This window comes from Candidatus Neomarinimicrobiota bacterium, assembly GCA_018647265.1.
Taxonomy (GTDB): Bacteria; Fidelibacterota; Marinisomatia; order Marinisomatales; family TCS55; genus TCS55.
In genome coordinates this window covers 1-11,852 of the sequence record JABGTK010000021.1, presented here as the reverse complement: position 1 = coordinate 11,852, position 11,852 = coordinate 1, and the positions used below count along the sequence as shown (strand labels likewise).

Below are 11,852 nucleotides of genomic sequence, written 5' to 3'. Positions count from 1 at the left end.
CTTGTGAACAATACGGCTATTGTTGCCATCTTTATGCCCGTCACAATTCGGTTGGCCCATCAATATCGTATGAGTCCATCCAAATTGTTGATTCCTTTAAGTTATGCCGCCATTCTCGGTGGTACCCTAACATTGGTGGGTACATCTACAAATTTATTAGTAAACTCAATTTATATGGCCAACAGTGGCGGTGAATCCTTGGGGATGTTTGAATTCGCTAAATATGGGTTAATCATCATGGCGGTGGGATTGGTATATATTATATGGATTGCACCAAAATTGCTTCCATCTCGTACCGTCACTTCCAGCTTGACACAAAGCTATCATTTAGCAGGATATTTAACAGAAATGAAGATTGTTGCTGACTCTCCTTTGGTGGGCTCATCATGTAAAGATCGGCAAGTGAACCAGAATTACGATGTGATGGTTTTGGATATACAAAGGGATGGATATCTCCTTTCACAAAATGTGGGCGCTCGTATTTTAAAAGAAGGCGATGTTCTGTTTGTAAAAGGTACGGTAGATAGTTTTTTAAGGATGAAAGAGGTTGAAAAAGTCACCTTACTTACTGATGAAAAATTGACCCAAAAAGAGCTGGAACAAAAAGATAATATATTAATGGAATGTATGATTACGGATAAATCCGATTTAATCGGACAATCATTAATGACCTCTAATTTCCGTCAGCGATTTGGTGCTTTTATATTAGCCATTCGCAGAGAAGGTGCCATTATTCGAAAGAAAATAGCCCACGTAATTTTAAACAATTATGATACTTTATTGATCTACGGAACGCGAAAAAATTTGGATGAACTTGCGGAAAAAGGTGAATTTATATTATTGGGGGAAGTTCATGAAAACTTGAGAAAAGTACGCTTTTGGTGGATGAGTATTTTGGCCCTTGGGATGGCAGTCCTCTTGGCCACTTTAGGCATTATGCCCATCCTGAAGGGTGCCCTAATCGGTACGGTTGTATTATTGGTCTTCCGGGTTTTAAAACCGCACGAAGTTTATCAATCCATCAACATGCAGGTTATTATTTTAATTGCGGCGCTCATTCCCTTAGGGATAGTGATTCAATCCACAGGAACGGCCGAATGGATTGGATCGTCCATTTCAAAAATTGTTCTTTCCAGCGCCATTGAATGGCAGCCTTATGTATTATTGGCGGTGGTCTATTTTATCACCATGGTATTGACGGAATTATCCTCAAATGCAGCCACGGCAATTATCATGACACCAGTGGTATTGGCTGTAACATCCCAATTGGGCGTTGATTCCCGCCCATTTATTTTTGCAGTCTGTTTTGCCGCTTCCGCTTCTTTCGTGACACCGGTGGGATATCAAACCAACCTTATGGTTTACGGTCCCGGTGGATATAAATTTTCTGATTATATCAAAGTGGGTTTACCATTGGCCGTAATCATGTTTGTACTGGCAATAGTTTTTATTCCCATTCTTTGGCCGTTTTAAAAAAAAATACTGTAACGCATAGATATTTTTTACATCTAACCTTTAAAACACGGAGTATGAAATGTTAGAAAATGTCAAAACTTTTACGGATCAAAACTGGGAAATAGAAGTGGGAAATACCAATGGATTGGTTATTGCTGATGTATGGGCACCATGGTGTGGTCCCTGCAGAATTGTAGGACCCATTATCGATGAATTAGCTGATGATTTTGCAGGAAAGGCGACGATTGGTAAATTGAATGCAGATGAAAATATCAAATCTCAAGAACTTGGTGTAACCGGTATTCCTGCAATCCTTTTCTTAAGAGAAGGTAAAGAAGTTGATCGTGTTGTGGGTGCAGTTCCGAAGCAAATGATTAAGGAAAAAATTGAATATCATTTAGCAGCAGAATTAGCAACTTAAAAAAGTTTGACTAATCTTACTTATAATGAAGCCCATTTGGTCAAAAAGGCGAAAGCGGGGGAACAATGGGCCATAGCAGCATTAGTGGAAAATCATTCATCAAAAGTTTACAATTTGGCATTGCGCCTTATGCAAAATCAGGAAGATGCAGAGGATGTTCTTCAGGAAACTTTCTTGGTTTTTATGGATAAGATTCATTCATTTAAAGGGAATGCTTCAATTGGAACATGGTTGTATCGTATCGGTACGAATGTGGCTTTGGGTAAGTTGCGTGTAAAGGATTATATCGATCGGGATATATCCATTCACGATCCCGGCTTTGAGTCGCTTAAAGGATATGAGATTAGGAATTGGCCAGATCACCCTGAAAATGAATTGGATCCTGAATCATTTAATGAATGCCTGAAAAAAGCACTTCAAACTCTTTCAGAAGATTATCAATTTGTTTTTGTTTTAAGAGATTTGGAAGGATTATCCACCAAAGAAACAGCAAAATTATTAAAGATAACTGAATCAAACGTAAAAGTAAGACTCATGCGTGCGCGGCTTTTTTTAAGAGATCAGTTAGCCAAAAAATTAAAATGTGTAGAAAGGCGCGAATATGAGTGACCATCAACATAATGAACAATTCTTGCAGGAATTATACGATCAATTTGGTAAAGATATTGATGAAGAAATAATCATAGATGTAGTTGAACATATGAAAAATTGTCCAGATTGCAAAATTTATGTGGATAGTGTAAAGCAAATTGTAAAAATTTACCGCGTTAATGAATCTGAGCAAACGGTCCCGGATGATGTATCTGAACGGTTATTTAAAACACTGAGAATAAAGAGGACTCAAGCTTGAAATACGGATTAATAATTGGTATTATTTTTATCACGCTGCTCACCGCTAATAAATGGAAATCAATTTCGCCTTTATTAGGTAAAGGCGACAATGCTTTTATATCAGTTGAATCTTTAAAAGAGCGCATTACTACAAAAACTCCAATCATGGTAGATGTAAGGACTGAAGGTGAATATTTTGGAAATTTAGGCCATATTGAAGGATCAATCCTTATTCCTTTGAATGAATTATCTAATAGAATTCTTGAATTGGAAAAATATAAATCAAAGGAAATTATCATGGTTTGTCGTTCTGGGAATAGATCTGGTCAGGCAACAAAATTTTTGAATAATAATGGGTATAATGCTTTAAATATGATTGGAGGTATGATCAAATGGAATTCGATAAAATAAGCCGAATATTTTCGAAAACTATTTTACGGTTATCATTAGGAGTCGTTCTTGGGAGTAGCTTAGGATACGCCTATTATTACTTTATCGGATGTAATACAGGCACTTGTCCAATCACATCTAATCCGGCTAATAGTATGGTATATGGAACAATTATGGGTCTGATCATTTTTTGGCCTGTAAAAAACAAAAAGGAAAAATCATGAAATACGGATATGAACGCAATCTTAAGATGGGGATGGATGCAGCAGAAGAAAAAGTGAGAGCAACATTGCAATCTCAGGGATTTGGTATACTCACAGAAATTGATGTAAAATCTACATTTAAGAAAAAACTAAATATAGATTTTAAACCATATAAAATTTTAGGTGCTTGCAATCCAAACATTGCCTTTCAGGCTTTGTCGGAAGAACTGGAGATTGGACTATTGTTACCATGTAATGTCGTTATCTGGGGTAATGATGACGATACTGTAACTGTTTCTGCAATTGATGCAAAAAAAATGTTATCGGTCACAGGGCGTGATGACTTAGAAGAATTATCCGCACAAGTAAATAACTCCCTTCGCGCAGCAATAGATGCCATATGATTGGGGAAATATTTAATTTTGCCGTAATTATTGGATTATGGTTGTTTATCACCCGGATTGTTTTGCCCAAAGCAGGGGTCCCCACCTGACATAATCCATATCCTCAGGTTGAGGATGTTGAAAAAGAGAGAAAATAATTTATGCCAATGTTCGATTTTAAATGTGGATCCTGTGGTAATCTTTTTGAAGAGTTGGTCTTTTCCAGTGAGATTCATAATTCAGAAATAAAATGCCCAGAATGCGGTATGTTTGAATCCAAAAAACAATTATCGGCCCCGGCAGTTTCAGTTGGATCTTTATATACTGCATCCCGTTCTACTTCAGGATGTGGTCCGCCTGTTGGATCTGGGTTTGGATGAGCGAACTAATTCTGTAGTTTGCAGAAATTAAAAGGGAAATTCATGAAAAAGATATTTTTATTCATTACAGTAATATTATTGGTTTCTTGTTCTAATAAAACACAAAATGATATTCAAATTTATGGTGCTTTATCAGAAATTATGCATGGTGGTGCAAGGGATGGTGTCATTGCTTTAACCGAGGTTTTGAGTGAGGATCATATATATGGACTTGGTTCCATGGAAAACCTAGATGGCGAAATATTAATTATAGATAGCCATCTCCTAATTAACAGGGCAAAGGCCGGAGAATCTCCCACCTATCAAACCATGGCTAAAAATGAGACTAAAGCATTACTTTTGGTAAGTACAACAGTGAAATCATGGAAGAGTATTTCTGTTGATTCTGGATCAAATTATAATTCGATAGATGCTTTAATTAAACATGAAGCTGAAAAAGCTGGTATTAATACAGAAAAACCATTTCCCTTTATTATAGAAGGGAAGTTCAATCAATTGGAATGGCATATTATATCTCCTCAAGATAAGGATGGCAGCCATGATGATCATTTGGCAAAATCTTGGAAAAGGAAAGATTCAAATATTGAGGGGAAAATATTAGGATTTTATTCAGAGGAGCATCAAACGATTTTCACCCATCATTCCCGTTTTTCTCATATGCATATTTGGTATGAGGCTGAAAACTTGTCAGGTCACATCGATGATCTATTAATATCCGATAATTGGATTCTGTCGGTCCCGAAATATTAAATATAAATTAATTTTTAACATATAAAACTCCTCTAAATTCCGCGCCTATGAATGGCACAGAAAACAATGGTTCACGTCTAGAATCCTTCTTAGAAAATCCTTCTAAAGGGTTATGGACCTTGGCAATTCCTATCATGGCGGGAATGGGAATTCATACTTTATATACAATCGTGGATATGATATTCATCGGCCGTTTAGGTGGTGATGCCATCGCCGCAGTGGCCTTTAATATGCCCTTATTTTTCCTTGTTCTCGGATTATCTTTTGGCGTTGGAAGCGGTGTAACAGCATCCATAGCAAGATTCATCGGTGCAAGAGATAAAGTTTCAGCCGATAATACAGCCGAGCATGCGGTTGCATTGGGATTAATTATCAGCATAATCTTAACCACATTGGGGTTGATCTACGGTCCGGACTTATTACAGCGATTAGGAGCCACAGAAGCGGTTTTACCTTTAAGCTGGGACTATTTGAAAATCAGCCTGTTTGGGCTTCCCTTCATGATATTTTCCACTTTTTTCCGATCAATTCTTTCGGGAGAAGGAGATATGAAACTTCCCATGATGGTGGCGGGATTGGGGACAATTTTAAACATCATTTTAGACCCCATATTTATTTTCACCCTTGGATTTGGTGTGGGCGGCGCTGCCATGGCTTCTGCCATCAGCCAAGCGATTGTATTCTGCATTTTTGTCTATATGCTTTTTGTAAAAGAACACGCTTATGTCCGCTTCAGAATGAGAGATTTCTCACCTTCCATGTTTATTATTAGAGATATCATTCGGGTTGGATTTCCCGCATCCATGTCCATGATTATTATGGCATTTGGTCAATTAGTGTTTAACCGAATCTTGGTGCATTTTTCAACTGACGCTGTGGCGGCATACCAAGTTGGCGGCCGGCTGGATATGTTGATCTTTTTACCCATAATGGCAATTGCATCAGCATTGACAACTTTGGTGGGAATGTTTTATGGCGCCAAAGAATTTGACAAAATTAAATATATTGCAAAGTACGGCATTACCCGTTCGGTGATCATTACTACAATCCTCTCGACACTTTTATATATTTTTGCACCCCAGGTTGTTAATGGTTTTACAAATGAAATTTCAATCAATTCTATTGCGGTAACATACCTTCGTTATATTTGTTTAGTCTATCCATTGATCGCTATTGGTATGACCATTGGCCGAATCCTACAGGGGTTGGGTAAAGGATTACCCATGTTGGTTATTACTTCCATCCGCGTTTTGGGATTGACCGCGCCCCTGGCTTTGTTTTTTACCATGGTTATGAACAAACCTATCGAATGGGTTTGGTATGCCATGATCATATCAACCGTTGTGGCTGTTTCTCTCTCGTTGATTTGGTTAAAAATTGCATTCAAAGATTTGAAAAGGAGTTAATTTAACGTTATTCTCTGAAAGTGGTTCTTCGGAACAAATCTAAAGATTAATATTCAGAAAAATATTTCATCACCAGTTGATTTAAAATAACACCTTTTTTAGAGGTAGCAAGGGCAATAGGAATATCGGCAGTTTTACTTTTATCCCTCGTGATTAACAATTCGAATTTGTCGTTATCTATATCAGTGTTTCTGTTGTGTGCATGAATTAACCAATATCGATCATCTGATGGTACTGGCGTAGAAATATATAAATCCCCATTGCTTAAATCGTAAGGAATAAGGTAATATAAAAAATCAGGATTTGGTTTATGAGCAAAGAATTTATTTGAAAGACAAGATGGGTTGATATAGAATACACCGTTTTTCCATCGTTCCCCACACTCCTCGACGTACGTTTTAGCAGCCTCTAAATCTCTATCAAGTTTACGAACTACAATCTCGAGCCCAACCCAGATTAAAAACCCATGAGTTTAAATAGCTGCACCGAATAGCTTATATAACTATTTACCCATTGTATTTAACCTTCTTAATACTGCCCACAGGTATAGATTCTTTATCTGTATAATATTTGAGGATTGGACCGTAAATACGCATAATTATAGAAAAATTAGCACCCGCATGGTTGATGACTTGCTTCCCAGGGTAATTATCTGGATGCTTAGTTAATGTTATTTCATATGATCCATTTTTTTTGATTGGTGTCTGATAGGAATTGGCGACGGTTTCTTCAAAGGGTTCTATTCTACGGTTATCAAAATCGTAAATTACAAAACTCCAATAAGGAGAATTTGGTGGGAAACCACTTAGTATATAATCATTGTCACCTGAGAGTTTTTCTTTTTCGTCATCTATCATTGTTTCAAGATAAATGACTTCAGGACGAATACTACCTTATAATCCAATGAATGCAATATAATTTCGTAACCAAGGATTTTGATTTTCCATTGATAAATCAAAATGAGTTATCCATTGGTTCCGCTTGATTCCACCGATTACTCCCATTGAAACCGAATTGGTATAGGTGAAAGGGTAAAAGGTTGCAATCCCAATAATAATGCCCGATAGAATAGGTAGAAAAGTTCGTCTTTTAACTAAATAGGTCAATTCGTCTTAAATGCTTTTAGTTTAATAGCATAAGTTGACCACAAAATGAAGAAGAGGAGAAAAACAATGCAAAAAATCCATCCCCATATATGGTTTACTGAAAAGGAACCCCAAAATAATCCAATGGTTGCAGATCCAGCCCAGATTACAGCCCACCTTAATTTTAGTCGCATTTTTTCTAAATCAAATTTGGCTGCAATAAGGGAACTATAGCCAATGCCAAATAATGCGGCAGCTGACATCCGTGCCGCTAACGGGTCGAGCGGTTCATAACCCAATAACGACGATAGATATTCTGGAAAAAAGAAAAATGGAATTGCAAAAGCATAATCCACGTAAAAATGAAATACTAGCCATTTCCTTAATGATTGCGGTACTTTCATATTTTAGTTCACTTTCGTATTAAGAGTGTTTTAAATCTCTCTATTATTTATTTGTGTTTCATGATTAATTTGTTTAATTGGCATAGCAAATTCTAATACAATTAAATCATTAAGGCAACAAATGGGGAAAATTAAAAAAGCAATATTATTAAAACTATTGATGATAGAAGGCCAAAAGGAGTAAAAATAAAATGAATGATAAAGATTCTATTTATATGCTTAAGACATTATGGTTTAAGCCAATGGGAGGCCATAACCAAATCGCTCTTAATTCGCTGTGCAAAAATGTGATTATTGAATTGTTATTATGATAATATTAACCTCATTAGGGAAAAATAAAAGACTCATCTGCTTTTTTATAGCACTTATTTTATTCGTTTCTTGCGCCAAAGAGGAAAGAAAAGATTCAAGCACGATGGGCTTTACAAGTCCATCGTTTCAAACAATTCAAGTAAATAATAACATTTTAAAGGAACTTTCATTTGAAGATAAACAGGGCTTTTTAGATGCAAATAAGGGATTTATTGCAAAGAGTTCTAAAATGCAGATTCATCATAAAAATGCACAAAGTGTGGTGTGGGATTTGCCAGCATATGAATTTATAAAGGGAGAAGCGCCTCATAGTGTAAATCCAAGTTTGTGGAGGCAGGAAAAGCTTAATAATATTCATGGTTTATTTGAGGTGACAGATGGGGTATTTCAATTAAGGGGATATGATCTGTCCAATATGACTATTATTGAGGGAAAAAACGGTTGGATAGTAGTTGATCCCTTAACATCTACAGAGACGGCAGAAAAGGCAATAGAGTTATTTAGAACACATTTAGGAGAGGAGCCTATTTCTGCAATCATTTTTACCCATAGTCATATTGATCATTTTGGTGGGGTTTCAGCTTTGGGTGAAAAATTAGATATCCCAATAATTGCCCCTTTGGGGTTTATTAGAGAAGCCACAAGTGAAAATATTATGACTGGGATCAGTATGTGGCGACGATCATTATATATGTTTGGTGAATTGTTACCTCGTTCTGATCGTGGACATATTGGGTCAGGTCTAGGGAAAAACCCTGCATTTGGTACGTTTAGTATCCTTGAGCCAACCGATTTTATTTCGAAGACAGGTCAGCAGATGATTATTGATGGAGTAGAATTTGTATTTCAATTGGCACTAGATTCGGAAGCACCATCTGAACTCACATTTTATCTTCCAGAAAAAAAAGCTTTTTGTGGTGCAGAAGTTTTATCTAATACTATGCATAATATATATACTTTGAGAGGTGCAAAAGTTCGTGATGCACTGAAATGGAGTCAATATATAGATGAAGCCATGGATTTATTTGGAGATATGGAAGTGTATTTTGGGAGCCACCATTGGCCCAAATGGGGAAATGCCCAAATATTTGAGTTTATGAAAAACCAAAGAGATACGTATAAATATATACATGATCAGACGATTCGAATGGCCAATAATGGTGCCACACCAAATGAAATTGCTGAAAACATTAAACTCCCCAAATCTCTTGAATCTAAATTTTATAATCGGGGTTATTATGGAAATATTAAACAGAATGCAAAAGCTGTTTTTCAATATTATTTTGGGTGGTATGATGGGAACCCAGCCCACTTAGATCCATTGCCGCCCGTGGATCTTGCGAAAAGATATGTAGATTTTATGGGAGGGGAGTCGTCCTTAATCACTAAAGCAAAGGCATCCTATGATGACGGAGAATACAGATGGGCTGTGGAAGTGCTAAATCATTTGGTTTTTGCCAAACCTAGTAATAAAAATGCCCGTGAATTATTGGCAAAATGTTATGATCAACTTGGGTATCAGGCTGAAGCTGGCCCTTGGAGGGATAATTATCTCTCTGGCGCTTACGAGTTACGTCATGGTTCAATAGAGGATGGCATTGATATAGCTGATATGGCTGGAATATTTAAACATACACCCGTTTCTGAATTTTTCAACTCAATGGCTGTTAGATTAAATGGTCCCAAAGCTGAAGGAAAAAATTTGATAGTTAATGTCATTTTTTCAGATACCAATGAAAGCTATACACTCACCATAGAAAATGCTGTATTCCATCATCGCCAATACAGTCCAACCTCAAGAGAGAATGCGACACTCAAGATTACTCATGAATTATTTTTACAAATGATTATGAAGCAGGTGAGTATCAAAGAAACCCTATTTTCAGATGATTTAGAAGTTGATGGGAGCATAATGGATTTAGTACAGTTTTTTAGGTTGTTTGACAATCCTACAGGCACATTTAAATTAGTTACACCATGAGTATTGATTATGACTATATCATAATCGGTTCCGGATTTGGTGGTTCTGTTTCTGCCCTTCGACTTTCAGAAAAGGGGTATAAGGTATTGGTCATAGAAAAGGGGAAATGGTGGCGTGCCTCAGACTTTCCCAAAACTATCTGGAATTTAAGAAAATGGATGTGGGCACCCATCCTGCGTTTATTCGGTTTTTTTCAACTGACTTATTATCGTCACGTGGGTATCCTTGCCGGTGTGGGAGTGGGTGGTGGTTCTTTGGTTTATGCCAATACATTACCGGTCCCAAAACAATCATTTTATAATAGCGGCAGTTGGGGGAGACTGTCTGATTGGGAAACCGAATTAAAAGAGTATTACACATTGGCATTAAAAATGTTAGGTGCCAATCATAATCCCCGGATGGAACCCGGCGACCAAGCACTAAAAGAATTAGCGAAGGATTTAGGGAAGGAAGACCAATTTCATCCAACCAATGTATCTGTTTATTTTGGCCAGCCGGGCGAAACCGTTCCAGATCCCTACTTCGATGGGAAAGGCCCTGACCGCACAGGATGTATCTATTGTGGCGGTTGTATGGTGGGCTGCCGTTATGACTCTAAAAACACACTTGATAAGAATTATTTATATTTGGCCCAACAACATGGTGCCAAAATCCAGGCTGAATCCAAGGTGACGGATGTGAGACCATTCGGTGAAAAAGGAGAACGGGGATATACAGTTTCATGGCAATCTTCCACTGGAATGATGTTTAAGAAATCGGGATCGGTTAAAGCTGGAGGAGTTGTTTTTTCCGGTGGTGTGTTGGGGACTGTCAAATTGCTTTTGTCACTTATGAGGTCATCCCTGCCAAAACTTTCACAAAAGGTTGGTTCCATGGTGCGCACCAATTCGGAGGCCCTAATGCCCGTAACGGCGTTGGATAAAACGACTGATTATTCTAAAGGAATTGCAATCGGTTCTATCCTCCATACAGGGGATCATACCCATGTTGAACCGGTGCGCTATTCTAAAGGCTCGGGGATTTGGAGGCTGATTATGCTGCCCCGGGTTAGTGGTAATAATTTAATAATCCGGTTGACGAAAATAATTTGGGATTTCATTCGGCACCCTATTCAAAATTTAAAAGTTTTGATTGTCGATGATTGGGCTCAGCGAACACAGGTGATGCTATTTATGCAGACATTGGATAGTACACTTCAATTAAAAAAAGGCCGTTTTGGTTCATGGATGCGTAGTGGAATTGAAGATGGAAAAAAGCCCACGCCCTTCATTAATGAAGCAGATGAGTTGATTGAAAAATATGCTAAAAAGGTGAATGGCAAAGCTATGATGCCCAATAATGAAGCACTATTCGGAATCCCTACAACAGCCCATATCCTTGGAGGTGCTTGTATGGGTGAAAATATTAATGAGGGTGTTATCGATAAGAATAACCGCATCTTCGGATATGAGAATATGTTTGTTTGCGACGGCTCCATGATTTCTGCCAATCCCGGTGTAAATCCATCTTTAACTATTACTGCCATTACTGAACGCGCAATGAGTAAAATTCCCCATAAATAATGAAGGATATTCAGACACATTATAGAACCTGCAACTTGTGTGAAGCCATGTGCGGGTTGGTTATCACAACCGATATTGGCCAAATAAAAACAATTACCGGGGATGAAAAAGATCCTTTAAGCCGAGGGCACATCTGTCCAAAAGCGCTGGCTTATAAGGACCTCCATGAGGACCCGGATCGATTGAAATTTCCAATGAAAAAAACAACTTCAGGATGGGAGCAAGTTTCCTGGGCGGAGGCATTCGATATGGTGGCCGAAAAATTGGCTGGTATCCAGGATAAATATGG

General features: G+C 37.6%; 16 protein-coding genes. 13 read left to right on the top strand and 3 right to left on the bottom strand.

What is annotated here, in order from left to right; all coding sequences use genetic code 11:
* The 10 genes from HN459_01605 to HN459_01560 form a co-directional block, all read left to right on the top strand.
* The coding region (locus HN459_01605; protein MBT3478136.1) for an SLC13 family permease at positions 1–1,473 on the top strand (1,473 nt) is incomplete at its 5' end.
* 61 nt (positions 1,474–1,534) lie between these two features.
* The gene (locus HN459_01600; protein ID MBT3478135.1) at positions 1,535–1,876 is read left to right on the top strand and encodes a thiol reductase thioredoxin; all 342 of its coding nucleotides are present in this window, start codon (positions 1,535–1,537) and stop codon (positions 1,874–1,876) included.
* 6 nt (positions 1,877–1,882) lie between these two features.
* Positions 1,883–2,485 carry a sigma-70 family RNA polymerase sigma factor gene (locus HN459_01595; protein MBT3478134.1) on the top strand — a complete coding sequence of 201 codons (603 nt, stop codon included), beginning with the start codon at positions 1,883–1,885 and terminating at the stop codon, positions 2,483–2,485.
* On the top strand, positions 2,478–2,726 hold the full coding sequence (locus HN459_01590) for a hypothetical protein (protein ID MBT3478133.1): 249 nt from the start codon (positions 2,478–2,480) through the stop codon (positions 2,724–2,726). The genes HN459_01595 and HN459_01590 overlap by 8 nt, the downstream gene beginning before the upstream one ends.
* Before the next feature lie 146 nt (positions 2,727–2,872).
* Positions 2,873–3,118: a rhodanese-like domain-containing protein gene (locus HN459_01585; GenBank protein MBT3478132.1), complete on the top strand. Its 246-nt coding sequence runs from the start codon at positions 2,873–2,875 to the stop codon at positions 3,116–3,118.
* Positions 3,100–3,321 (top strand): hypothetical protein, encoded by a 222-nt coding sequence (locus HN459_01580; protein MBT3478131.1) that lies wholly within the window; start codon positions 3,100–3,102, stop codon positions 3,319–3,321. The genes HN459_01585 and HN459_01580 overlap by 19 nt, the downstream gene beginning before the upstream one ends.
* Before the next feature lie 26 nt (positions 3,322–3,347).
* Positions 3,348–3,704, top strand: coding sequence for a DUF302 domain-containing protein (locus HN459_01575; protein MBT3478130.1), 357 nt, complete (start codon positions 3,348–3,350; stop codon positions 3,702–3,704).
* A 146-nt stretch (positions 3,705–3,850) separates the two neighbouring features.
* On the top strand, positions 3,851–4,063 hold the full coding sequence (locus HN459_01570; GenBank protein MBT3478129.1) for a zinc ribbon domain-containing protein: 213 nt from the start codon (positions 3,851–3,853) through the stop codon (positions 4,061–4,063).
* A gap of 42 nt (positions 4,064–4,105) precedes the next feature.
* Positions 4,106–4,813 (top strand): hypothetical protein, encoded by a 708-nt coding sequence (locus HN459_01565; GenBank protein MBT3478128.1) that lies wholly within the window; start codon positions 4,106–4,108, stop codon positions 4,811–4,813.
* Between the two features lie 47 nt (positions 4,814–4,860).
* The gene (locus HN459_01560) at positions 4,861–6,219 is read left to right on the top strand and encodes an MATE family efflux transporter (protein ID MBT3478127.1); all 1,359 of its coding nucleotides are present in this window, start codon (positions 4,861–4,863) and stop codon (positions 6,217–6,219) included.
* Between the two features lie 46 nt (positions 6,220–6,265).
* On the opposite strand, the gene HN459_01555 is transcribed toward HN459_01560, so the two are convergent.
* From HN459_01555 to HN459_01545, 3 genes are all read right to left on the bottom strand, one after another.
* The gene (locus HN459_01555) at positions 6,266–6,676 is read right to left on the bottom strand and encodes a DUF1254 domain-containing protein (GenBank protein ID MBT3478126.1); all 411 of its coding nucleotides are present in this window, start codon (positions 6,674–6,676) and stop codon (positions 6,266–6,268) included.
* Positions 6,677–6,725: 49 nt separating this feature from the next.
* A complete protein-coding gene (locus HN459_01550; protein ID MBT3478125.1) occupies positions 6,726–7,076 on the bottom strand; it encodes a DUF1214 domain-containing protein in 351 nt (116 codons plus the stop codon).
* A gap of 245 nt (positions 7,077–7,321) precedes the next feature.
* Positions 7,322–7,708, bottom strand: a complete 387-nt coding sequence (locus tag HN459_01545; GenBank protein ID MBT3478124.1) for a hypothetical protein — start codon at positions 7,706–7,708, stop codon at positions 7,322–7,324.
* Positions 7,709–8,123: 415 nt separating this feature from the next.
* Between HN459_01545 and HN459_01540 the strand changes: the two genes are divergently transcribed.
* From HN459_01540 to HN459_01530, 3 genes are all read left to right on the top strand, one after another.
* Positions 8,124–10,001: an MBL fold metallo-hydrolase gene (locus HN459_01540; GenBank protein MBT3478123.1), complete on the top strand. Its 1,878-nt coding sequence runs from the start codon at positions 8,124–8,126 to the stop codon at positions 9,999–10,001.
* On the top strand, positions 9,998–11,563 hold the full coding sequence (locus tag HN459_01535; GenBank protein ID MBT3478122.1) for a GMC family oxidoreductase: 1,566 nt from the start codon (positions 9,998–10,000) through the stop codon (positions 11,561–11,563). Before HN459_01540 ends, HN459_01535 begins: the two co-directional genes overlap by 4 nt.
* Positions 11,563–11,852 (top strand): molybdopterin-dependent oxidoreductase (locus HN459_01530; protein MBT3478121.1); only part of this gene is annotated, 290 nt, incomplete at its 3' end. The genes HN459_01535 and HN459_01530, both read left to right, overlap by 1 nt.

Bases quoted from the DNA above. Each gene is read 5' to 3' on its own strand.
- HN459_01600 (MBT3478135.1), top strand. From the start codon at position 1,535: ATGTTAGAAAATGTCAAAACTTTTACGGATCAAAACTGGGAAATAGAA.
- HN459_01590 (MBT3478133.1), top strand. From the start codon at position 2,478: ATGAGTGACCATCAACATAATGAACAATTCTTGCAGGAATTATACGAT.
- HN459_01585 (MBT3478132.1), top strand. From the start codon at position 2,873: ATGGTAGATGTAAGGACTGAAGGTGAATATTTTGGAAATTTAGGCCAT.
- HN459_01580 (MBT3478131.1), top strand. From the start codon at position 3,100: ATGGAATTCGATAAAATAAGCCGAATATTTTCGAAAACTATTTTACGG.
- HN459_01575 (MBT3478130.1), top strand. From the start codon at position 3,348: ATGGGGATGGATGCAGCAGAAGAAAAAGTGAGAGCAACATTGCAATCT.
- HN459_01570 (MBT3478129.1), top strand. From the start codon at position 3,851: ATGTTCGATTTTAAATGTGGATCCTGTGGTAATCTTTTTGAAGAGTTG.
- HN459_01565 (MBT3478128.1), top strand. From the start codon at position 4,106: ATGAAAAAGATATTTTTATTCATTACAGTAATATTATTGGTTTCTTGT.
- HN459_01560 (MBT3478127.1), top strand. From the start codon at position 4,861: ATGAATGGCACAGAAAACAATGGTTCACGTCTAGAATCCTTCTTAGAA.
- HN459_01550 (MBT3478125.1), bottom strand. From the start codon at position 7,076: ATGATAGATGACGAAAAAGAAAAACTCTCAGGTGACAATGATTATATA.
- HN459_01545 (MBT3478124.1), bottom strand. From the start codon at position 7,708: ATGAAAGTACCGCAATCATTAAGGAAATGGCTAGTATTTCATTTTTAC.
- HN459_01540 (MBT3478123.1), top strand. From the start codon at position 8,124: ATGGGCTTTACAAGTCCATCGTTTCAAACAATTCAAGTAAATAATAAC.
- HN459_01535 (MBT3478122.1), top strand. From the start codon at position 9,998: ATGAGTATTGATTATGACTATATCATAATCGGTTCCGGATTTGGTGGT.